Origin of the sequence: Gemmatimonas aurantiaca T-27, assembly GCF_000010305.1 — a bacterium.
GTDB lineage: Bacteria > Gemmatimonadota > Gemmatimonadetes > Gemmatimonadales > Gemmatimonadaceae > Gemmatimonas > Gemmatimonas aurantiaca.
Genome location: NC_012489.1, coordinates 1142118 through 1163820 on the forward strand (window position 1 = coordinate 1142118; position 21703 = coordinate 1163820).

Here is a 21703-nt window from a genome sequence, read left to right on the forward strand (position 1 = left end):
CCGTCGCTCAGGCAAAATGACGGAATAGCCGCGCGCGCTCGTCGATGTCGTGGCGGTCCAGGTCGACCGCTTTCGCGGATGACTCCCACAGGGCGAGTCCTTCCTCGATATCATCGACGATGCGCGCGCCGGCATCCGGCACATCGAATGCCTTGCCCACCTGCAGCAGATCGCCGCGGGTGAAATGATCGTCCTTGCCACGCACGGTCATCTGGTGCGTGCGTGTCCATGTGCCGCCCACAGCCCACGTGAGGTCATAGGCCGGCGCGAGTGACCAATGACCTGCGTCGTCCATCAGGAACGCGATGTTCTTGACGTGGTCGTCCTGGTTGCGTGCGGCGAGGTTGAACACCATGCGTCGGTACGCCTGATCGATGGCCGCCTGTCCGAGCTGCAGTGCCCGAATGGTGCGGAACCAGTCTTCGTACGAGAGCAGTTGGCGCACGTTGTAGTCGGTGTGTTCGAGCCCACCGAGTGTGTGCATGTGGAGACGGGCCATCGGCTCGGTGCCCGCGGCAGCGAGTGTCGACACGGAGGTCTCCTGCTCGGCGGCCGTTGCCAGCGATACGCCACGCTGCACCCGATCGAAGCGCCGTGTCATGAAGTGCGCGAAGTCGCGTTCGCGCAGCAGATGCGTCTCGCTCATGTCGATCCCCGCACGACGCGCCATCTGCGAGTAGGCATATTCGATGCGCCCGTAGGGCTGCGGCTGGAAATTGCGCGTGACACTGTGGCCGCCTTCGCCGGCCGCCACGCCATCGAACTTGATCATCCAGTGTTCGTCGCCAACCGTGGCCGGCGCAAATCCCGAACGCACGCGGGTGACGGCACGGTTCCACAGAATGAGCGCTTTGGCGCGTGCCCCACCCGCTGTAGCCCCCACCTGCATCATCTCGGGAATGGCCACGCTGGTGTCCCCTTCGATCACACGCCGCGCTTGCTCCACCAGCATGGAGATTTCGAGCGCTTCCTTCGTGGCATCGTTGCGCACGGCATCGATGGGCGGCGTGAACTCGAGCGCGCCCATTGCCCGCTGTCCGATGTACAGCAGGCGCTGCACGGGGCTCATGGCGTCCTGGGGACGTCCGCGTTGTTCGAAGTAACGACGGATGACCGCATTGCCGTATGCGTCGGGCAGGCTGTCGGCGAGCACGCCCGGCAGACCCAGGAAAGCATCGGAGCGCGCGAGTTCGGGGAATGTGATCGGTCCGCGACGATGGAGTGGCAGATGACGCGGCGAGATCTCCAGGCCGGTGGTGCGAAAACCCTCCGTGTACTCGAAGATGACCGTGCCGGTGGACGGATCTTCCGCCACCACGCCCACGTCATGTCCCCACAATCGCACCGTGGCGAGCGCCGCACCGGAGGCACGCCGAGCTGCAGTCCTCGCGCCGGTCATGGATCGCGGGCGCCGCGTTCACGTTCGGTGGCGGGGGTGCTATCGCGTGATGCGGAGGTCTTGCGCGGTCGGCTGGCCCGCTGTCGCACCTGTCCGCTCAGTGCCGCGAGTTGGATGGGCGAGAGCGTGGGCACCGGGAGGAAGGCCTCCAGTGCATCGAGGCGCCCCAGTGCCCGGAGTACCCGCACCACGGTTTCGAGCGTGGAGTTCTCTCCCGCCTCGAGCCGATTGATGGTGCGCGACGGGAGCCCGGATAGTCTGGCGACATCGATCACCCGCAGGTTCTGCTGCAAACGATATCCCCGGATCCGCTCGCCGAGCTCACCGAGTACATCCGGGGTGCTTGTTTCGTTGCCTATTCTGGACATGGAATGCGACGTATAGGTTCCTTTGTCGCCATATATTCATTCAATGTGACTTTAATGGCGTATTTAGTCAATTGATGAATATGGCGACTTGTACGGCGCATTTTGCTGCAAGCAAATCTTTATGCGACTTATGTGGCGCTTTAATTGGTCTTTGATCGCAGAGCATCCGGGGTGTAGGACATCCACTCCACCGGCAGGGCGTCCGAGCCCAGAAACTCTTTCACCAGCGGGGCAAAGGCCCACTCGCCGTTGTCGCTGTTGGTCATCAACACGAGGCACTGCTGCTGCCTGGCGAAGCACACCATCAGCGTTTGTGCACCGTCACCGTGCCCTTGTTTGAAGAAGCCCGGGCCGTGCGGGGTGGTGGTCATCAGCCCCCATCCCAGCCCATAGGCCACACCCAGGCGCTTGGCCTCCGCGTTGGTACCGGTGTCACCAGGCATGGGGAATTCATGCTGGGTGTTCGGCACGATCTGCGGACGCAGCATCTCGGCGCGTGTGCGCTCACCGAGCACCCGCCCCTGCATCAATGCGATCCCGAAGTGTGCGAGATCTTCGGCGGTGGAGACCATCGACCCTGCCGCACGGGCTGGTGAGCGTCGCGTGGCGGCGAGAAACTGCTCCTCTTTGCCGAACCGATCTGCCATGCGCTCGGTGAACGGTGCACGATGAATCATCGTCGTGCTCGACATGCCGAGTGGCTGCAGAAGCTGTTGCTCCATGAGCACCTCGAGCTTCTGGCCTTCGCGCTGTTCGATGACGAGCTGCAGGATGTTGAGCCCATCACCCGAGTAGCGATACGCCGTGCCCGGCTCATGGTGCAACTGCATGCGTCCATCGGGCTCGAGGAAGGCAAAGTTGGCCAGCCCCGATGAGTGACTGAGCAGCATGCGCGGCGTGACGTGTGCCCAGCGTGGATCCTTCACCAAGGCGCTCGCGCTCTCCTTGTAGGCCGGCACCTGGTCGAGCGGCGTCTGAAGCAGTGCGACGACCGGCGTATCGAGCGGCAGGCGTCCACGTTCCACCAATTGCATGGCATAGGCGGCAAACACGCCCTTGGTGATGGACGCTGCCCACAGGATGGAGCCCGTGGTGAGTGGGCGATCGGGGGCTTTGTTCTGCAGGCCGTACGCGGCACTCCACGCAAGACGGCCACCGTTCACGACGGCAATCTGCAACCCGGTGATGTGGTGTTGCGCCACGAGCGTACGCACGAGCGAGTCGGCACGGGTGACGCTGAGTGTGGAGCCATCGAGGCGGCGCACGGTGCTGTCGCTATGGAAATGACTGCCATGGTGATCGACACGCGGCGAACCGACGTCCGTCATGGCGAGCAGTGTCATCGCCCCAATGTGCAGTGCCATCGTCGGGATCATTCCTGGTCGCTTGAGGAGGTTGTGTCTCTCTACGACCACGCGGGATCGGCTGTTTCACCGATACGGCGCCCTGCAAGACCCGTGATGCCATATTGACCATCGTCGGTGAAATCCCGACGGCGGACGGTGGCACCAACTAGTGTCCGGCCCCTACCCGCACGCCACCGATCCACACCGAGTGTTGCTTTCGGATGTTGCTGATGCGTTCCAGTGGTGATGCGTCGAGTACCACGAAGTCGGCCACCTTGCCCGCTTCGAGTGTGCCGAGATCCGCGTCGAGCTTGAGGCAGCGTGCGGCATCACGTGTGGCGCTCTGCAGGGCCTGGGTCGGCGTGAGGCCGGCGTCCACCATCATCTCGATTTCCATGAGCTCGAAATAGCCCTGGAAACGTCCCACCGGGCCGGTGTCGGTACCCATCGCAATCGGTACACCGGCCTGGTGCAGCGCCTTCATGTTGCGCATGGCGAGAGGCAACTGCGCTTTGTAGCGCTGTGCACTCGCACTGGTGCGTGTGGCTTCCTGTCGGGCCGGCTGCTGCGCGGTGGCCATCCATTCCCGATTGGCATGCGCCAGGAACAGCGAGTCCTTGAAAAACGGCGGTGTGCTTTCGTACACGAACGTGGAAACTTCGCGCATCAGCGTGGGTGAGTAACACACCTTCGACTGCACGAGCTGGCGCGTGAAATCGGCGTCGACGGCCTTGTCACGCACACTGTGGGCGATGTAGTCGGCCCCGGCCGCGAGCAGATCCTTGGCATCGTCGAGATAGTAGAGATGCACCGCGACACGCAGCCCACGCGCGTGAGCCGCATCGATCACGGCGCGATAGATCTCGGGTTTCATCTTGGGCGCCGTGCCGAGGTTGTCGTCGACGCGAATCTTCACGATATCGACTTTCCGATCGGCCACGGCAGCGACCTGCGCGCGCGCATCATCGGGTGATGATGGGTTGAGCACCGGTCCGGCGACATACACACGGGCGTGAGATGGAGCGGTGGTGCGTTGGGCATCGCGGGCGGCGAACACGTCGGGCGATTCATCGCCGAGTGAGTAGACGGTGGTCACGCCGTACGCCGCGTAGGTGCGCAGATTGGCAACACTCGAGGCGTGTCCGTGGGCGTTGATGAGCCCGGGGATGATCACCTTGCCGGCGAGCGGCACACGTTCGGCGTTTGCCGGGATGGTCACCCGCGCGGCGGGGCCGGCGGCGACGATGCGTCCGTCACGCACGAGCAGTGTGGCGTTGGTGACGGGGGTACGGCCGGTGCCATCGATGAGAGTGGCACCGGTGAAAGCGCGGGGGACCGGCTGGGCCACTGCGAGCGCAGGAAGCACTGCGGCAACACCGCACACGCGGAGAAGGCGGGAGGTCAAGGACATGAAACGAGTTTAGCGAAAGAACACCCGAGATAGCGAGGTGCTCTTTCGCTAGTGGGGATCACCGGTACAATCCGTTGAACAGGAACTTGAACGTGCCATGCGGTTGCGCACGCTGGGTGATTTGCGGGCCGTACAGCAGCACACGCCCCTGACCAACCTTGGCTTCCACGCCGGCCACGCCCTTGTCGAGCAGCTCCTGTCCCCATGCCCAGCCACTGCGCAGCGGGGTGGTGCCTTCGAACCAGGCAATGGGTCGTACACCGCGTGATGCGGCATCGGCGCCCAGGGTGAACACCGGGCTCGCATCGAAGAACACATCGGCCTGGCCCGGCATACCGAAGGCGGCTGCGGCGGTGGTATCGACCTTCACGCGCAGCACACTGCCTGGCACGTAGAACTGTGTGCGCGGATAGGGCGTGCCGTCCTTCGCGAGGTGATTGCCGACGGGCAATTGCAGGAATGCTGCGAGATTCACCGCCGAATTGCCGATGGCGACCACGGTGCCACCTTGTTCGATGAACGCCTTGAGTGCGGGCAGGCTCTTGTCCACGTTCATCCGACCGAACTGCCCCTTGAATTCGGCCGGCAGATTGGCCGGTTCGTCGAGCACACCGCCACTACCACCACCACGGCTCGCTGCCTGCACACCGGGAATCGCACCGTCCACGAACACCAGTGCATCGTACTTCGTCCGTAGATTGCCGGCGTCGATCTCGGGTGCAAACACACGCGAGAACGAATAGTTGAACTGCTCGAGAATCCAACGTGCCCAACCCGATGGCATCGAGCCGCCATAGGTGTCCCAAAGTCCTATGCGCGCGGCACGCAGTGGTGTGGTGGCCGTGGGCGCCGACGTTGCACCTGTGGCGTTCACGCCAAGTTCTGTCGCGGCGGTGCGCAACACATTCAACGCGGCGCTGCTGGCCGGTATCCAGAACGCACCGGCCGGCAGCGCGGTGGCATTGGCGCCCGCGCCGACGGTCACGGCCTGCGTAGCGCGTGCCACTGATACCTTGGCGGCCAGCAGGCGATTCACGACGGTGAATGCATCGTTCACGCGCGGATCGATCCAGTAGCCTTTCGCGCCCGTGCTCACCGTGCCGGCCGGCGGTGCGACGTTCCAATCCGTCACGTTGGTGAATGGTCCGCTGAATGGCTCGAGCAGGCGATCGAAACGAATGCCCATCTGATACGCCCATGTCCACCCGGCGTTGTCATACGGCGGTGTTGGTGGTGAGCCCGGATACGGGAACACATCCGGGTGCACCTGCGGTTCGAACATGTCGATCACATGCGGCCGGAATGCCTGCGCCGTCTGCACCACGAACGAACCGGTGGGATACGATTTGCCGTTCACGGTGAACGCCTGCGTGGCGCGCTGCACGGTGATGCCGGTTTCGCGCAGGCCATTGATGAACTTGATAGCCGTGAGGAAATCGGGCTGATCACTCGGAATGATGTACCCGCGCGGATCGCGGTAGTCGGGCGCGTGCTGGGCGGCCCAGATGAGTGAGTCGGCGCCCTTCACCCGCTTGGCCACTTCGGCATCGCGCCGCGGGTTGGGCGTCCAGGTGTCGCGACCACCGCGCTCGATGGAGTTCTTGCCCATGCGGTAGATGTTGAACAACAGGTTCTCGCGCAGGCGCGACGCGTGATCGAGCACGGCGCGATTGAGCGACACCGAATAGTCCACCGACTGACGCAGATGCCATAGCTGCGGCGCCACGGGCAGGGCCATATCACCGCGCGGAATCTGCCGATCGGCGATGAGTGGAATGCGCATCGGTGTGGGACTGCCGATCATCTCCGTCAGCACCGCGATGGTGTTGTGGAACGTGGCCGTATTGCGGATGCCGCCGTTCCACCAGCCGTCGTACGGTGCGCCATTGCGCATGGTGGCACCGGGCTTGCCCTCGATGGCCAACCGCGAGTGCATCGCGGTGCCCAGCGCCTGGATGCCCAGCAGCATCGACGGGTCGAGATTGTAGTTGTACGGATCGCGGAACGGTGGCGAATACACGACCGTGCCGGCCGGCGCGCTCTGATGGTGATTGTAGAGCAGTTGCGGGAACCATTCATGGTACAGCGCACGATTGATGTTCTCCGTCTCCTTCTGCGTGGAGGTGAAGAACTCACGGTTGTTGTCGTGGCCGATGTACTTCTGATACAGGCGCGGCAGCCCCGTCAGCGTGCGTTCCTTGGGATCGCTGGTGCGCATGTACCAGTTGGCCACCAGATCGTTGCCATCCGGGTTGGCATGCACGAACAGGATGATGACGTCGTCGAGAAACCGCATGGTCTCGGCGTCGGTGCGGCTGGCCATCTGGTACACGGTCTCGCCAAGCTGCTGCGCGCCCAGTGTTTCGGTGGCGTGCAGGCCTCCATCGATCCACACGATGGCCTTGCCTTCCTTGGCCAGGGCGCGTGCTTCGTCGTCGGTCAGGTTCTCGGCCTTCGCGAGGCGTTCAGCGATCTGCCGATAGCGCTCGAGATTGCGATGGTTTTCCGGCGATGTGATGATGGCCATCAACTGGTCGCGGCCTTCGGTGGTCTTGCCCATCACGCGCAGCTTTACACGCGGTGATTGCTGCTCGAGCGTGCGCCAGTAGCTGCTGATCTGCTGGTAATTGGCGAGGAAGTAGTCGTCGCCATAGTTGGCGCCGAAGGCTTCCTTGGGCGTGGTGATGCGACCCTGGGCTTGAACCTGAGCCGGTGCGGCAGCACCGAGGAGAGACGCCAGTGACAGAGCGGTCAGCGGGGCGAAGACACGACGCATCGTGGGGCGGGGCAGAGGACACATGCAGTGGACCTGCCCAAACTACGATTGGGGCCCTGGTCTCGCGAACCCAGAGGGGTCAGCGGAGATCGTGCGGACAGAAGGCGTTGCCGTGACTCTCCGAGGGAACGCGCTTCGGCTTGCGCCCTTCGGGGTACGGAGTCTTCACCTCGAGGCGCAGGTGCACCGGGCTGCTCACCGCGCGTGTGTTCCGGATGGCCACCACCGATGAATCGGTCATCACGCAGGAGCGCGCACGATAGGCCTGCCGGTAGTTGGCACAATTGGCATTCAGAATGCCGAATTTCATGGCGGATGAGGCATTGGGTGCGAGGGCGGGCTCGGACAGCAGATGCACGTAGGTGAGTCCGGCCGGCGGACGCCAGGACCGTAGTTCACCCGGAGCCAGCATGATCTGTGTTTCGTACGGACGATTGCGGGCGATCGCGTCCGGGGTATCCACGGCGTCTTCCACCACCACACGGACTGCCACGTCGCAATCGCCGGCCTGTACCCGCAGGTGTGTCTCCCCCACGGCACGCGCAACGATTCGCCCGTCGCGTAACGCGGCGACGCTGGTATCAGCCATGGTGGCCACACCGGCGACCTGGTACACCGGGACACGCTGTGCGGTGAGCGCACCGATGCTGTACTCCGTGGGTGCGTCGCCCAACTGCAGCACCACCGCCGGCATGGCCTGCACCGTGGCGATGGGGCGACAGAGCACGGTGAAAGTTCTCGAGGCGCTGCCGCTGCGTGCTTCCACCTGCAGATCGCCCGTGGTCTGGCAGTCCACCTTGCCACTGTCGCTCAGTGCCATGTCCGTGTTGCTGCCCGCGCTGCCCACCCGGCGCCACTGCACCGGTGCATTCTCCAGCACCGACCCGTTGCGTGTGCGCACCACCGCGGGGAGTGGAGTGGGACGCTGCGTATTGACCACCACCGTGTCGGAATCGGTGACGGTGGTCGTGATGCGCGCGGGCGTAGCATCGCAGGCCGCGAGGACAATCACCAGCGTGAGCAACAGGGTACTGCGGGAGTGGCACATGGCACGCCTTGGAGAAAGGACTGCTCAGGCGCCCTCGTAGGCGAGGGCGATCCACGCGATCAGTTCATCGTCGACCTGCGATACATCGGTCACTCGCACCTTGTACTGACACATCTGCCCGGCAGGCAGCTCCTCCAGTCGATCCTGGGCTTGCAGACCGCGCACATTGAGACCCACTTCGACTCGCGAATTGGTCGCCGGTCCGATCATGCAGAATTGTTTGCTGCGCCGATAGCTCACGTAGGATTTTTTCGGCGACGATTCGAATGCCCCGAGCGTGTGCATGCGGACCAGCAGCGCGTCGTGAATGGGCCGAAGTGCGGTCTTGGCTCCACTGTAGAGCGCGTCGAGCACGTCGGACGGGACGCTTTCCGCGCGGTCCGTCGAGGGTGCCCGAGCGCTACTGGCCGTTCCTGCGACAGCCAGTTGTTTCACCGTGTGCACCACCGTGTTGGCGTCTCCATGGCCCATGCCCAGGCTGGTCTTGAGCATGTTCACGCACTCACCGTGTTTGGTGAGACCACTGGCCTGCACAATGGCCTGGAGTTCTGCCAGCGTTTTCCCCGTGCGCTTCTCGATATTCGCCAGTTGGGTGGCCAGGGCTTTGTCGACGTCCATGGATGTCTTCCCTACGCAGTTGGGTGTGGGCGCAAAAAAAGAGCGGGGCATCACCTCATCGAGAAGGTGGTGCCCCGCTGCACAATGCTCAACAAATCCTGTCGTGCGGCTTGTCTGCCGCCGGCGGATCAGGACCTGGTCGTGCGCCGCCGCCGCGCGACGATGCCCATTGCGACCAGGCCCGATGCCATCAGCGCCCACGTTGATGGCTCCGGTACCGTGCTGCCCCGCCCGGTTTCGGTGAACGTGATACCCTGAATGCCGTTGAGATTCTCGCCCCGCGCTCCGTTGAATGCACCGATGCGATTGTAGTTCGCGGGGCAGCCGTACAGTCCATCCGGCGTCAGATTGAACAACGATCCGCTGTTGGCGCACACGGTGTATTGGTCGGGCATGCTGACGGCGCCAAACTGGAATGCGGTCACGACGCCATTTACGAAGGTGAAGGAATTACTCGCCACGTTTGCCCACAACGTGGCGTCCCAGCCTTGCGCGGGCGCACTGATGCCTGCCGGCACGGCGGTGGTCAAAAATGAAGACGCGGCGCCAGTGCCGGACCCGCCGCTGTTGAGCCAATTGAAGACCGCGTACCCACTCCACGTCCCATTGCTGGCGCCGCTGCTCCCCAGAAGTGCAGCCGAAAATTCATAGGTGACCTGAGCGCCTGCCGGCACGGCGAATGCGATCAGCAGGGCGGCGGCAGAACACGTGCGGCGGATGAGCGGCAGCATGGCAATCACTCCGGGGATGAATGCGGCAGGTAAATGCGGCCACCTCACGCGCGGGCGGCGAGCAAGCCTATGGCCCACCCGGAAGGACCGTCAACTGGGCCTTGGACGTAGTGTGTGATCAAAATCGCAATCGCAGCGTGGCGCCGGGGGTCAGGGCCGTCCATCGTCCACCCTGATAGCGCTCCACCACGTGCACCAGTTCGCTTCCCCGGATACCGCGCACGATACGCGGCGGCTTTTCGGACGACCGAAAGAAGTCTTCCCAGTGACCGAAGATCACATGGTCGGGCGCCAGATGTGCCAGCAGGATATCGGGATAGGCGTGCGCCTGATCGAAGTTGGCTGCGGCGATGATCGCGACGGTGTGCCTTGCGGCCGGCATGGCGCGCAGGACACTGGCGGCGCGTCGCACCACGTCCGGTGATCCGGCTGCATCGTGCACAAACACCCGCACATCCACCGTGTCGGCTCGTGTGCCGATGTCGATGGTGTACGCGTGCACCCGCCCAAGCTTCCAGCCATGGACGGTGCGTGGCAGCTTCGTGCGCGGCGCGCGTTCGGTGTCATTCGCAATGACGATGTTGCCGATGTTGGGCGCATGATCCCACGCGATGGCCCGTACCCGCAAATGCGGGGCGACCACGATCTCCTGCCCGGTGTGGGTGTCATCGGTAGCCGCCAGCGAGTCGACCGCTCGCACATGCCACGGTGCGATTGTCTCGAGCGGTGCGAGCAGATGCTGCACAGTGCGGCTGCCATACACCGTCGCATTGGCCAACAACGGAGACAGCGGCGGCAGATCCATCAGATGATCGTAGTGTCCGTGACCGACGAGCACGGCCCGTACCCGTGACAGGCGATCGGGGCCGGCGTTGGGCAGGGCGGCCAGGCGTCGGTTGATGCGGCCCGCATTGGGTGATGAACCCAACCACCAGTCACCCAGCGCCATCCACCACAGCGTGGGGTTGGTGAAGGACGGCGGGGTCATGACCAGTTGCGTCGTATCCTGCCACGGCATCAGCAGATACCCACCGACACCCATCGCGACGATATCCAGCGAGTCGGTGCAGCCGCTGGGGCATTCCCCGATGCGTTTCACCGTCTGCCCGGCCACGGGTGCAAACGGCTCCGGCCGGCCGGTGCGCAGCCAGTGACAACCCGCGAGCATGACCAGGAGTGCGCACAGAAGCCCTCGGGCGGCGCGGGCACCGCCTGTGACGACGCCGGTGGGCATGGCGGGATGTGGAACGGGCATGGTGCATGGGAAGCTACATCACCCGCCACATCGCCAGCGGCATCCACAATTCGTGCCAGGCACGAAACGCATCGAAAAAGCGACCGTAGGGACGAGCGCCCCTGTCGATTCCTGCAGGATCGGGTATCGTCAGGGGATGCCCGGGAAGGTGCCGCGATTGCGGGCCTCCGATGCCGGATGGCATGCCGCATCATGCGGCTGACTGTCCGGCGTTCACCTCTTGTCCCACGCCTCCTCATGCACGTTTCTCTCTCGCGCGGCACGGTCGCGCTGGTGGTTTCGGCAGCGCTCACGGCGCTCTCCGCCTGCGCCAAAGCCAAGCCGAACACGGGGGCCTCGCCGGCCACCGATCCGCGCAACAACCTCAAGGCCGGTCTGTTCGACGCTGGCGAGTACACCTCGAATCTCAAGGTCGTCGGCAAGGCCGTCTCGCCGCAGGGCTTCCTCGGGCAGACGAACTCCGATCTGGCGTTCACGGGTAACTACGTCATCCAGGGCAACTACAACGGCCCCGTGGTGTGGGACATCAGCAATCCGTCGGCGCCGAAGTTGGTGGTGGCCTACGAATGCCCGGCGTCGCAGAACGACGTATCGGTGTACAAGAACCTGATGTTCATGTCGGCCGAAGCCATGAACGGCCGCATCGATTGCAAGCCGGGTGGTGTGCGGGAGACGGTGAGCAAGGAGCGCATGCGTGGCGTGCGCATCTTCGACATCACCAACATCCGTGAGCCCAAGCTCGTGGCCAATGTGCAGACGTGCCGCGGTTCACACACGCACACGGTGCTCGAAGATCCGAAGGACAAGCAGAATATCTACATCTACGTGTCGGGTTCATCGGGCATCCGCCCGGGCGGTGAACTGACGGAGTGCGCCAACACGGCCAGCGCCGATGCCAACTCGGCGCGTCTGCGCATCGAAATCATCAAGGTGCCGCTGGCTGATCCGGCCAAGTCGGCGGTCGTGGGTCGGGCCAATATCTTCGCTGGCCTCAATGCACCCAGCTCGCACGGTGCTTCAGAAGCCGACAAGGCCGACATCGCGGCGATCAAGGCCAAGGGCGCGTTCATGATCATGATCCCGGCCATGGGTCAGGAAATGGAAGTGCCGAGCCAGTTCGTGAAGCCGGTGCTCGACAGTGTGATGAAGGCGCGCGGTGCCACCGTGGCCAATGCGGCGGACTCCGCGGCCGCACGCCCGGTCATCGATGCCAACATGAAGCGGTTGCTGACGGCCAACGGCATGATGACGCCGCCGACCAAGGGCGGTGCCATTCATGAAACGTCGCAGTGCCACGACATCACCGTGTATCCGGCGCTCGGTCTGGCCGGTGGCGCGTGTGAAGGGCACGGCCTGCTGCTCGACATCAGCAACCCGGTCGCGCCGGTGCGTCTCGACGCGGTGGCCGATTCGAACTTCGCCTACTGGCATTCGGCCACGTTCAACAACGATGGCACGAAGCTGCTGTTCTCCGACGAATGGGGCGGCGGTGGTTCACCGAAGTGCCGTCCGCTCGACAAGCCGGAGTGGGGCGCCAATGCCATCTTCGAGGTGGTGAACAAGAAGCTGGTGTTCAAGAGCTACTACAAGATCCCGACGTACCAGACGGCCAACGAAAACTGCGTGGCGCACAATGGCTCGCTGATCCCGATCCCGGGGCGCGATGTGATGGTGCAGTCGTGGTACCAGGGCGGCATTTCGGTGTTCGACTGGACGGACGCGTCGAACCCGAAGGAAATCGCCTCGTTCGATCGCGGCCCGGTGGACGGCACGCGTATGCAGATGGGCGGTTCGTGGTCGGTGTACTGGTACAACGGCAGCATCGTGAGCTCGGAAATCGCCCGCGGTATGGACGTGGCCGAGTTGGTGCCGAGCGAATTCATCTCGCAGAACGAGATCGATGCCGCGAAGACGGTGAAGTGGGACCAGCTCAACGCGCAGGGTCAGCCGAAGATCGTGTGGCCGCCCAGCTTCTCGCTGGCCAAGGCCTTCACCGATCAGCTCGAGCGCAAGGGCTGCTCGGCGAGCACGGTGAGCGCGCTGCGTTCGCAGATCTCGGCGGCTGAAAAGGCCAACGGTGCAGACCGCAACACCGCGCTGGCCAAGGCCGTGACCGACGCCGAAGGTGCCCGCAGTTGCGATGGTGCCAAGGTCGACATGCTCAAGAAGTCGCTGCAGGACCTGCGCGCCCTGGCGATGTAATCGGCCGCGGCAGACCGTGTGATAGCAGGAAGCACCAGCACGACCAGGTACGTCCATGTGACGTGCCTGGTCGTTGTGCATTGAACGGGCTGGCATACGAAACCCATACAGATTCCGGCGCGTGATCCCCCGGAGTCGAGCGATCGCCGTCTAGTTTCCCTGCCAACCGTGCGGACCGCCGCGGTGACTCACGACATGTTCCCCATCTGGAGGTTGGCACGTCTGCGCGCGTTCTGATTGTCGAAGACAATACCGATCTGGCCTTCGGCCTCAGTCGTACGCTGGAAGCCTACGGCCATCGGGTGGCCGTCGTCTCCGACAGCACGGCGGCGGTTGGGCAGGTGCGTGCGTTTGAACCGCATCTGGTGATTCTCGACCTCATGATGCCAGGGCTGGACGGGTTCTCGGTCCTCGAGCGCCTGCGGGCCGATGGCTTTGGTGTGCCGGTGCTGATTCTCAGCGCGCGCAGTGAAGAAGCCGACAAGGTGCGCGGCTTTCGCAGTGGGGCCGATGACTTTGTCACCAAGCCCTTTGGCGTGCTGGAGTTGGTCGAGCGGGTTTCGGCGCTGTTGCGGCGCACGCGCTCCGCGTCGCCCCCCGACGACGAGAGCACCCTGCCGGCCTTTGTGCGATTCAGCGATGTGGTCGTGGACGTCGCGGCGCGCCGTGTGTCGCGCGCCGATGAAGCCGTGCCACTGACGCCCAAGGAATTCGACTTGCTCCTCGCACTGGTGCGGCAGCCGGAGAAAGCGCTCGCGCGCGCGACGTTGCTGCGGGATGTGTGGGGGCATGCGCCCGATATCCAGACGCGCACGGTGGACCTGCATGTGGTGGAGCTGCGACGTAAACTCGAGCGCATTCCTTCCCGGCCACGTCATATCCGCACTGTCTGGAAGACCGGCTATCGGTTTGATCCATGAAGGCGAGCGCAGGTGCGCCCGTGATCGTTCCCGTAGCCGCCTGGCTCACCACGAGGCGTTTGGTGGGCGTGGTGGTCTTTGCCGTGGTGAGTGTGGCCGGCATCGCGTGGTTGCACGCCCGCAGCCAGCGTGGGTTTGTGGCGCAGATGCTCGAAGCCTTGCCGCTGTCGGCCGCACTCTCGGCCGATGTGCTGGGCGACTGGGTGGCGATGCGGGATGCCCAGGTAGCGTCGCTGGCAGCGCTGCATGCGACCGGGGGGCGCGGTACAGCGACGCTGGCGCTGCAGGAGCAATCCGTGCTCGCCATGATGCGATCGGGCGGCTTCGTGCGTGGCGTGGTGAGCGACAGTCTGCTGCCGTCGATGCGTCGGGTGCGGCGCATCGATTCCGTCACCGTGATCGATTTCATCGCTCCCATAGACGACCATGGGCGGATCCGCGGGAGTGTGATCCTGACGGCTGTGGCCAACCCGGCGGCCTTCTCACATTTCAACGTGGCCGCGCCTGACGATCTCACGCAGCGTACAGCTCTATTCGATCTTGCGGATGGTCGTGTGACGCCGATGACGGTGAGTGCGCCGGGTGGCGCCGTGCCGCAGCCCACCACGGCATCGATGGCTGGCGGTGCGCGGCCAACGGCCCAGTATCTCGAAGATCTGCTGCGTGATGGTCAGCGCGCATCACGTGGTATTGGTCGTGGTCTCACCGGGCGTACGGTGGTCTACGGCCGGACGCCGGTGCCGGGTACGACCTGGTTGCTGGTGCGCGAGCGGGAAGTGGCCGAGCTGATGGTGCTGCTGCAGGGATCCCTCTGGTTCACCGATGCCGTTCTGTCGGCGGTGGTGCTGCTGATCATCGGTGTGCTGTTGCTGCGTTGGCGCGCCGATCATCTGCGTCAACAGCACGAAGCGATGCACTTGCGGGCCACCTTCGTGTCGTCGGTCTCGCACGAGCTGCGCACGCCGCTGACCCAGATCCGACTGTACGCCGAGATGCTGCGACTCGGATTGCTGCCCGCCGTGGCCGATGCATCGCGAGCCCTGTCGATCATCGAGAAAGAGGCCGACCGGTTGTCGATCTTGGTGGAGCGATCACTGACATTCGTACGCGCGGGTACAGTGGTGGAACCTACTGTGCCCGCGCCGGTGAACCTCGGCGATGCGGTGCAACGCGCGATGGCCACGATGGCGCCCCTCGCCGCAGAACGGGATGTCACGCTGCAACTCGAAGTGATCACCGATGTGTCGGCGCGGATCGAACGCGACGACCTGCAGCAGATTCTGCTCAACCTGCTGGACAACGCCATCAAGTACGGTCCCAATGGTCAGCAGGTCCTGCTGCGCGTGGCGGGAGATGCGGAGGTGGTACACATCGCCGTCGTCGATGAGGGGCCTGGCATTCCACTGGAAGAGCGTGAGATGGTCTGGCAACCGTTTGCCCGAGGGCGGGACGCACAACGCGGAAACCAGATCGGTTCAGGGATCGGGCTTGCGGTGGTACAGGATCTGGTGCGCCGCGCCGGTGGTACTGCCGATGTCGACGACGCGGAACGCCATGGGGCGCGGTCGGCTGTCCGCGGGACATGCATCAACGTGCGACTGCCCGCAGCGTGAGGTGGTAGATTTCGCAGCCGTCCTCTGCTGCGTACCGCGTTCCTTTCCGCCGCCCTTCACCGGGAAATCTCATGTCCGGTCCTCGTCCCCTGCGCGCCATTCTGGTTGCGTCTGTGCTGTCCTTTGCAGCCGGCGCCGGTGTTATGCGCGCCCAGCAGCAGGCGACCACGCGTCGCGAACCGCAGTTCGAGAACGACGAGATGAAGGTGTGGAAGTCCATCATCATGCCCAACCAGCCATTGACCCAGCACCGGCACGAACATGGCCGCGCCCTGGTCGCTCTCACTGATGGCACACTGGATGTGGTGAATCCGGCCGGCAAGGTGGTGAACACCTACCATTGGCAGAAGGGCAGGGCGTACTGGCTTGGTGCCGATCCGAAGGGTGAGACTCATGCGGACGTGAACAACACCAAGCAACCCATCGAAGTGATCGTGGTGGAACTCAAGAAGGACCAGCCGTAGTCGTGGCTGACACCATTCGCCTGTATTCCCGCGACACGGTGAAGACCGGGCGCTACGCGATGATCGGGGCGGAACCGGTAACAGCGCAGCGCGTGTGGTTTGTGCTGCATGGATACGGACAACTCGCACCAGACATCCTTCGGCCATTCGATGGTGTGGTGCCCGCCGACACCTGCGTGGTGGCTCCCGAAGGGTTGTCGCGTTTCTATCGCGACATGCCACGTCCCGATGGCAGTCACCTGCAACGGGTGGGCGCGACGTGGATGACCCGCGAGGCGCGGGAAGACGATATCACGGATGCCGTGCGGTGGTTACAGGACGTGCACGACGCGGTGATGGCCGAGGCGCAGCAGGTCACCGCTACTGGGGTGCTTGCGTTCTCGCAGGGCGTGGCCACCGCGACACGATGGCTGGCGGCGGGTCATGTCCAACCGCAGCAGTGGGTGGTGTGGGCGGGGGGCTTGGCCACCGACATCGATCACGAACGTCTGCGTAAGCAGCTCGCACATACACAGGTCACGCTGGTGGCAGGCAACGCCGATCCGTTTGTGTCGGAGGAGGCGCTACAACTGTCGCTGGATCGTCTGCGTTCGTGGCAACCCACTGCCGTGGCACAGTGTTTTGTCGGTGAACACCGCCTGGATGGGTCGGTGCTCGCCACCTTGCTGGCGGGTCTACGCGCATCATGAATCTGGAGCGACTGGCCCTGGCTGCCCTGATTGCCGAGTGGGCGCGGGCGGTGGACCGTATCGAGCGCCGTGACGTGACACTGCTCGACGGGGTGCCGGACTATCTCGACGATCTGGCCGTGCGCCATGAGATATCGCGTCGTATCCGGGCGCGTCCGGTCACGGCCGACACGCGCGAAACGATGGCCGAGCTGGACGGGATCTATCGCGACGCGACCGTGGAGAGCGCCGAATGTGTGCCCGGCATACACGACGCGGCGGCCCAGGAGTGGACCGCCGCGCGTGAGTGGTACTATTGGCGCCGGCTACGCTGACGCACACGCCGCCGACGCTGCAAGAATTCAGGCCTTTTTGCCGGCGACCATTCGGTAGACAAACAACAGCAGCAGGGCGCCCAGCACGCTGGCGATGAAGCCGGCCTGCGCTCCCGCCGCGTACAGCCCCAGCATCTGCCCGAGCCACGTGCCGACAAAGGCACCGGCAATGCCGAGCAGGATGGTGATGATGAAGCCACCCGGGTCCCTACCGGGCATCAGGAACTTCGCAACAGCACCCACGATGAGCCCGATCAGGCACGTGTACAGAAGACCCATGTTTTGCTCCAGGAAGTGAGAACGTCCGCCGCCATGGCGGACATGCCTACGTACACCCGGGGTTGACATCGGGGGAAGACTGTTGAAATATCAGCATGGTTGAAAAATCAGCAGACTTTCTCCCCTGATATCCATGGCCACCCCCCAAGACTCTGATTCTGCCCCCGGCAGTCTTTCCCGCCGCGAACGGCAGGTGATGGACATCCTGCACCGGCGTGGTGAGGCGACGGTGGCTGAAATCATGGCCGAACTGCCGGATCCGCCCACCTACTCGGCGGTGCGGTCCATTGTGCGCATTCTGGCCGAGAAGGGCACGATCCTGTTCCGCGAGGATGGCCCCCGGTACGTGTACTACCCCGCGGTGGACGGCGACGCCGTGCGCGAGAACGCGCTCAATCACCTGGTGGAGACGTACTTCGGTGGGTCACCCGAACTGGCCGTAACCGCGCTGCTGCGGCGCGGCGATCTCGGGCTCGATGCCCGTGATGTGTCACGGTTGCGCGATGCCATTGCCAAGGCTCGTCGCACGGAAGGAGGAAACGATGTCTGACACCTTCCTGCTGTCCATTAATACATCGGCCTTGTTGCTGGTGATTGCCAAGATCACGCTGTTGCTGGGCCTCGCGGTGTTGGGCGCCCGGCTTCTGCAGCGTGCTACGGCGGGTTTCCGCCATCTCTGGTGGTTGGTGGTGCTGGTGGCCACGCTGATGATTCCGGTGCTCGAGTTTGCGCAGCCGATGCGGTTCGGGGTGATTCCGAACGGCGTGTTCACGTCGGCCGGCACGATCGCATCAACGGATCGGGTGACGCCGAATCAGGCGCCTGCCACGATTGCGGATGTGGCGGCACCCTCGGACAACGCCGCGGACAAGTCTTTGGTCGACGTGCCGGAATCTGCTGCGCCTGATGCGCCGGCCGCGAGCGTCGCACCCAGCGTGTTGACGCGTGTGATGTCGTACGTGCAGTCGCTCTCGCCGCTGGCGATGATCGCCATGGTGTGGTGTGTTGGCATGTTCATCACGGCCGCGTGGTTGCTGCGGAGCTGGGTGGCTGCGGCGCGCATCGTACGGCGCGCGACGCCCGTGGCGGCGTCCGATTGGCTCGACCCACTCTATGAAGTGGCCGATCGCATCGGACTCGACGATGTGCCGCGTGTGGTGCGGTCGGCCGATGTGCGCATGCCCTTTGCCTGTGGTGTGCGCACGCCGACCATCGTGTTGCCGCTGTCGTCCGATACCTGGAGTGTCGAGCGTCGTCAGGCGGTGTTGCTGCATGAACTCGCGCACGTGCGCCGCAACGATTTGTTGGGGCACACCTTCGCGCGGCTTGTGTGTGTGGTGTACTGGTTTCATCCGATGGTCTGGATGGCCGCTGGTGCCCTGCGCGCCGAAAGCGAGCAGGCGTGTGATGATCTGGCGGTGTCGTCGGGCACCCGCGCGTCGGACTATGCCGAACATCTGCTGGATATCGTGACGTCGGTGAAGGGTGACGCCACGCCTGCGGTGGGTATCGCGATGGCCCGTCGCAGCGAGTTCGAAGGGCGCATGCTCGCCATTCTCGATCCCGAGCGTCCCCGGCGCAACACGACGCGTCGTCAGGCGATCACGCTGGCGGGGCTCATCGGCGCGGTGACGTTGCTGGTGGGTGCTGCGGCGCCCGTCGCTCCGGGCGCTGCCGCCGCCGCGCAAGGCATGATGACGGACTCGCTGGCTTCGAGCGCGGCGCAGACCGTGGCGCAGCACTCGATGGGGGATTCAGGTCGGCGTGGTACGCAGCGCGCATCCCGGCCGATGATGGATGCTGTGGCCACGCCGGAATCGGCTGCCATGCCGGAGATGCAAGGGCGGGTGTTGCCCGTCCAGCCGCCGGCCGGTCCGTCTGGGCGTCTCGATCGTCGTACGAACGACGCCATCCGGGATCTCGTGGCGCAGTTCTCTGTCGAGGTGAGCACTGGCATCGCGAGTGCGTTCGGTCCCGGTGCGCGGCAGGGATTTGCGAAGACGCCCCTTTCGGGCCTCGACAGCCTATCGGCGAACGAGCGGGTGCGCCTGCTGGTACGCCTGCTGACGACCGACAGCAGCGGGTCGATCCGCCGCGTGGCTGCGTGGGGTTTGAACGAGTACCAGATGGTCGATGGCACGCGCGCGGCGCTGATGAACGCACTGCGCCGGGACGCCGACGCGGGTGTGCGTGAGATGGCTGCCTGGTCGCTGGCTCAGGAGCACACCGCATCGGGTGGGGTCGGCAGTGCGCTGATCGAAGCGGTGCGCAGTGAAGCCGGTACCAAGGCGCGCGGCACGGCGGCGTGGGCGATCGGCACGCTCGATGTACGCGACGCAGAAGCCGTGCTGCTCAAGGCCCTCGACGATCCCGAGGCCTCGGTGCGCTATCGTGCCGCGTGGGCATTGGGCAGTGTCAGACCGGCCGCGTTGCCGGCGGGGCTCGTGGGGCATCTCGCTGACAGCAGTCGCAATGTGCGGCGCGCGGTGACGTGGGTGATTCACCAGGTCGGCGACGAGAAGGCCGCGCCGGCGCTGCAGCGTGCACTGCGGTCCGAAAAAGATCCCACCGTGCGTCGTGACATGTTCCGCACGCTGGTCTCGCTTGGCGAGAGTTCGACGGAGTTCGTCAAGGAGATGATCGACAGCAACGATCGGGAGATTCGTGAACAGGCCATCACGTTGCTGGCAGGACATCGTGTGCCGACGCCATGGCCATGGCCATGGCCGGATCCGCGCCCGTATCCCTGATCGCGTTTCGCGTTGGTCCATGAAGGTGTAGTGGTAGCAGGTCGTCGCAGGACGCTGACGACAGCAGCAACAATCGAATAGTGGAGAGCGGCGCCTCGGCGCCGACTCTCTTGTCCCTGAGTGCTGAAATTTCAACACTGCCGCGTGAGGCGGTGGAGGCGACGATGAAAAACTTCCTGGCGGGTGTGGTGGTGGCCAGCACGCTGACGGTTGGTGGATCCGACGTGCGATCGGGAGCACCGGTGGTTGAGGCGCGCGCGGCCGTTGACGTGGAGGCACTGTTGACCGGTGCACGTGGCGCCCCGGCACTGCTGTGTCAGTATGCTTCGCGCGCGGTGCGCAGCATGGGATGGGGCAACGGCGCCGAACCGCCGGTGACGCGTCTGCCGGTGATGGCGCCCGAACGCAACGAAGTCCTGTCGGCATCGGCGGTGAACCGCGTGGTGCAGGCATTGGGTGATACCGATCCCTGCGTGGGCGAGGTGGCCTCGCAGTTGTTGGCGACGCAGCCTGATTCGCTGATCATGGAGCCCATGGTGGAGCGTCTGTCGTCGCGCGATTCGGTGGTACGGGCGTCGGCGCTGACCGTGTTGGGCCGAGGCGATGTGCGTGATGCGGCTTCGGCGGTGCGCCGTGTGTTGCGTGACGACGTGGTGAGCGTGCGGGCCAATGCCGCGTGGGCTTCTGGTCGCATGCGTGACGGCGCAGCGTTGCGCGCATTGCATGATCTGGTGGGTGACCGCAACACCACGGTGCGCCTCGCGGCCGTGACGTCGCTGGGGCAGATCGATTCCACACGCAGTGTGGCCACGCTGGTGCCGCTGCTCGCGAATGACCCGAGCCCGCAGGTCCGTCGCACGGCGGCGTGGGCCATCGGCAATATCGATCCGCGCGAAGGCAGTGCGGCGCTGGCCCGGGCCCTGCGTGACCGGGATGCATCGGTGCGCGAGATGTCTGCATGGGCACTCGGACAGCAACGGCGTCTCACCGATGACGCCGGGGACGCGTTGATGACCATGGTGTCGCGCGATGAAGATCCCGACGCGCGCGAGTCGGCGGCGTGGACGTTGGGCAATACCAATCACCGCGCGGCAGCGAGTGTGCTGGCAACAGCGGCGGCGGATGATCGCAGTGCCGATGTACGGGAGATTGCCGCGTGGGCCGTGGGGTCGATCGGCAATGGCAACGGCGGCACGGCACCATCGGCGCTGCTGCGCGCGCTCAAGGACAAGGAGCCGAAGGTGCGTCGCGCCACGGCGTGGGCCCTCAAGGAACTGCGCGATCCGGCGACCCTGGATGCTGTCGTCGATGCATTGGAGCGGGAAGATGTGGATCGGGTGCGTCAGGCGCTGATTCGTGCGGCTGCGGACATGGGCGGCGGCAGTGATCGTGCGGTGCGTGCACTGGTGTCGTCGTCCGATGCCAAGGTGCGGGAGTTGGCGGTGCGTTCGCTGGTGCGTGGTCGGACCATCGATCCCTGGCCGTGGCCGATGCCGCGTCCGCGTCCATTTCCCTGAGGC

At 64.5% G+C, this 21703-nt stretch carries 19 protein-coding genes; 9 read left to right on the forward strand and 10 right to left on the reverse strand.

Annotation, left to right across the window (positions count from 1 at the left end):
• Window positions 1–7: 7 nt before the first annotated feature.
• The 9 genes from GAU_RS04945 to GAU_RS04985 form a co-directional block, all read right to left on the reverse strand.
• Window positions 8–1399 (reverse strand): type II toxin-antitoxin system HipA family toxin, encoded by a 1392-nt coding sequence (locus GAU_RS04945; RefSeq protein ID WP_041265270.1) that lies wholly within the window; start codon window positions 1397–1399, stop codon window positions 8–10.
• Window positions 1396–1767, reverse strand: coding sequence for a helix-turn-helix domain-containing protein (locus tag GAU_RS04950; RefSeq protein ID WP_012682458.1), 372 nt, complete (start codon window positions 1765–1767; stop codon window positions 1396–1398). Before GAU_RS04950 ends, GAU_RS04945 begins: the two co-directional genes overlap by 4 nt.
• A 140-nt stretch (window positions 1768–1907) precedes the next feature.
• Entirely contained in the window at window positions 1908–3131 is a 1224-nt protein-coding gene (locus GAU_RS04955; protein WP_169307590.1) for a serine hydrolase domain-containing protein, read from the reverse strand.
• Window positions 3132–3279: 148 nt separating this feature from the next.
• Entirely contained in the window at window positions 3280–4524 is a 1245-nt protein-coding gene (locus GAU_RS04960; protein WP_012682460.1) for an amidohydrolase family protein, read from the reverse strand.
• A 58-nt stretch (window positions 4525–4582) separates the two neighbouring features.
• Window positions 4583–7300: a M14 family metallopeptidase gene (locus GAU_RS04965; protein ID WP_041265271.1), complete on the reverse strand. Its 2718-nt coding sequence runs from the start codon at window positions 7298–7300 to the stop codon at window positions 4583–4585.
• A gap of 79 nt (window positions 7301–7379) precedes the next feature.
• Window positions 7380–8348 (reverse strand): hypothetical protein, encoded by a 969-nt coding sequence (locus tag GAU_RS04970; RefSeq protein ID WP_012682462.1) that lies wholly within the window; start codon window positions 8346–8348, stop codon window positions 7380–7382.
• A gap of 24 nt (window positions 8349–8372) precedes the next feature.
• The gene (locus GAU_RS04975) at window positions 8373–8966 is read right to left on the reverse strand and encodes a DUF4287 domain-containing protein (RefSeq protein ID WP_012682463.1); all 594 of its coding nucleotides are present in this window, start codon (window positions 8964–8966) and stop codon (window positions 8373–8375) included.
• Between the two features lie 128 nt (window positions 8967–9094).
• Window positions 9095–9697 carry a PEP-CTERM sorting domain-containing protein gene (locus tag GAU_RS22600; protein WP_012682464.1) on the reverse strand — a complete coding sequence of 201 codons (603 nt, stop codon included), beginning with the start codon at window positions 9695–9697 and terminating at the stop codon, window positions 9095–9097.
• 118 nt (window positions 9698–9815) lie between these two features.
• Window positions 9816–10931 (reverse strand): MBL fold metallo-hydrolase, encoded by a 1116-nt coding sequence (locus tag GAU_RS04985; RefSeq protein ID WP_012682465.1) that lies wholly within the window; start codon window positions 10929–10931, stop codon window positions 9816–9818.
• Between the two features lie 258 nt (window positions 10932–11189).
• On the opposite strand from GAU_RS04985, the gene GAU_RS04990 reads away from it, so the two are divergent.
• From GAU_RS04990 to GAU_RS05015, 6 genes are all read left to right on the forward strand, one after another.
• Window positions 11190–13154 carry an LVIVD repeat-containing protein gene (locus tag GAU_RS04990; protein ID WP_231847956.1) on the forward strand — a complete coding sequence of 655 codons (1965 nt, stop codon included), beginning with the start codon at window positions 11190–11192 and terminating at the stop codon, window positions 13152–13154.
• A gap of 236 nt (window positions 13155–13390) precedes the next feature.
• Window positions 13391–14074, forward strand: a complete 684-nt coding sequence (locus GAU_RS04995; protein WP_269446086.1) for a response regulator transcription factor — start codon at window positions 13391–13393, stop codon at window positions 14072–14074.
• Entirely contained in the window at window positions 14071–15687 is a 1617-nt protein-coding gene (locus GAU_RS05000; RefSeq protein ID WP_012682468.1) for a sensor histidine kinase, read from the forward strand. The genes GAU_RS04995 and GAU_RS05000 overlap by 4 nt, the downstream gene beginning before the upstream one ends.
• Window positions 15688–15758: 71 nt before the next feature.
• Complete coding sequence (locus GAU_RS05005) at window positions 15759–16151, forward strand: hypothetical protein (protein WP_012682469.1); 393 nt, start codon at window positions 15759–15761, stop codon at window positions 16149–16151.
• Window positions 16152–16153: 2 nt separating this feature from the next.
• Window positions 16154–16840: an alpha/beta hydrolase gene (locus tag GAU_RS05010; protein WP_012682470.1), complete on the forward strand. Its 687-nt coding sequence runs from the start codon at window positions 16154–16156 to the stop codon at window positions 16838–16840.
• Window positions 16837–17154, forward strand: a complete 318-nt coding sequence (locus GAU_RS05015; protein WP_012682471.1) for a hypothetical protein — start codon at window positions 16837–16839, stop codon at window positions 17152–17154. Before GAU_RS05010 ends, GAU_RS05015 begins: the two co-directional genes overlap by 4 nt.
• A 27-nt stretch (window positions 17155–17181) precedes the next feature.
• Here the strand turns inward: GAU_RS05015 and GAU_RS05020 are convergent, their stop codons facing one another.
• The gene (locus tag GAU_RS05020) at window positions 17182–17433 is read right to left on the reverse strand and encodes a GlsB/YeaQ/YmgE family stress response membrane protein (protein WP_012682472.1); all 252 of its coding nucleotides are present in this window, start codon (window positions 17431–17433) and stop codon (window positions 17182–17184) included.
• A gap of 133 nt (window positions 17434–17566) precedes the next feature.
• On the opposite strand from GAU_RS05020, the gene GAU_RS05025 reads away from it, so the two are divergent.
• From GAU_RS05025 to GAU_RS05035, 3 genes are all read left to right on the forward strand, one after another.
• The gene (locus GAU_RS05025; protein WP_012682473.1) at window positions 17567–17983 is read left to right on the forward strand and encodes a BlaI/MecI/CopY family transcriptional regulator; all 417 of its coding nucleotides are present in this window, start codon (window positions 17567–17569) and stop codon (window positions 17981–17983) included.
• Window positions 17976–20183: a M56 family metallopeptidase gene (locus GAU_RS05030; RefSeq protein WP_012682474.1), complete on the forward strand. Its 2208-nt coding sequence runs from the start codon at window positions 17976–17978 to the stop codon at window positions 20181–20183. Before GAU_RS05025 ends, GAU_RS05030 begins: the two co-directional genes overlap by 8 nt.
• A gap of 164 nt (window positions 20184–20347) precedes the next feature.
• Complete coding sequence (locus tag GAU_RS05035; protein ID WP_012682475.1) at window positions 20348–21700, forward strand: HEAT repeat domain-containing protein; 1353 nt, start codon at window positions 20348–20350, stop codon at window positions 21698–21700.
• The last annotated feature ends 3 nt before the right edge of the window (window positions 21701–21703 follow it).

What these genes read in the sequence shown, in the direction of transcription:
- GAU_RS04945 (WP_041265270.1), bottom strand. Translation starts at nt 1,399, where the DNA reads ATGACCGGCGCGAGGACTGCAGCTCGGCGTGCCTCCGGTGCGGCGCTC.
- GAU_RS04950 (WP_012682458.1), bottom strand. Translation starts at nt 1,767, where the DNA reads ATGTCCAGAATAGGCAACGAAACAAGCACCCCGGATGTACTCGGTGAG.
- GAU_RS04955 (WP_169307590.1), bottom strand. Translation starts at nt 3,131, where the DNA reads ATGGCACTGCACATTGGGGCGATGACACTGCTCGCCATGACGGACGTC.
- GAU_RS04960 (WP_012682460.1), bottom strand. Translation starts at nt 4,524, where the DNA reads ATGTCCTTGACCTCCCGCCTTCTCCGCGTGTGCGGTGTTGCCGCAGTG.
- GAU_RS04965 (WP_041265271.1), bottom strand. Translation starts at nt 7,300, where the DNA reads ATGCGTCGTGTCTTCGCCCCGCTGACCGCTCTGTCACTGGCGTCTCTC.
- GAU_RS04970 (WP_012682462.1), bottom strand. Translation starts at nt 8,348, where the DNA reads ATGTGCCACTCCCGCAGTACCCTGTTGCTCACGCTGGTGATTGTCCTC.
- GAU_RS04975 (WP_012682463.1), bottom strand. Translation starts at nt 8,966, where the DNA reads ATGGACGTCGACAAAGCCCTGGCCACCCAACTGGCGAATATCGAGAAG.
- GAU_RS22600 (WP_012682464.1), bottom strand. Translation starts at nt 9,697, where the DNA reads ATGCTGCCGCTCATCCGCCGCACGTGTTCTGCCGCCGCCCTGCTGATC.
- GAU_RS04985 (WP_012682465.1), bottom strand. Translation starts at nt 10,931, where the DNA reads ATGCCCACCGGCGTCGTCACAGGCGGTGCCCGCGCCGCCCGAGGGCTT.
- GAU_RS04990 (WP_231847956.1), top strand. Translation starts at nt 11,190, where the DNA reads ATGCACGTTTCTCTCTCGCGCGGCACGGTCGCGCTGGTGGTTTCGGCA.
- GAU_RS05000 (WP_012682468.1), top strand. Translation starts at nt 14,071, where the DNA reads ATGAAGGCGAGCGCAGGTGCGCCCGTGATCGTTCCCGTAGCCGCCTGG.
- GAU_RS05005 (WP_012682469.1), top strand. Translation starts at nt 15,759, where the DNA reads ATGTCCGGTCCTCGTCCCCTGCGCGCCATTCTGGTTGCGTCTGTGCTG.
- GAU_RS05015 (WP_012682471.1), top strand. Translation starts at nt 16,837, where the DNA reads ATGAATCTGGAGCGACTGGCCCTGGCTGCCCTGATTGCCGAGTGGGCG.
- GAU_RS05020 (WP_012682472.1), bottom strand. Translation starts at nt 17,433, where the DNA reads ATGGGTCTTCTGTACACGTGCCTGATCGGGCTCATCGTGGGTGCTGTT.
- GAU_RS05025 (WP_012682473.1), top strand. Translation starts at nt 17,567, where the DNA reads ATGGCCACCCCCCAAGACTCTGATTCTGCCCCCGGCAGTCTTTCCCGC.
- GAU_RS05030 (WP_012682474.1), top strand. Translation starts at nt 17,976, where the DNA reads ATGTCTGACACCTTCCTGCTGTCCATTAATACATCGGCCTTGTTGCTG.
- GAU_RS05035 (WP_012682475.1), top strand. Translation starts at nt 20,348, where the DNA reads ATGAAAAACTTCCTGGCGGGTGTGGTGGTGGCCAGCACGCTGACGGTT.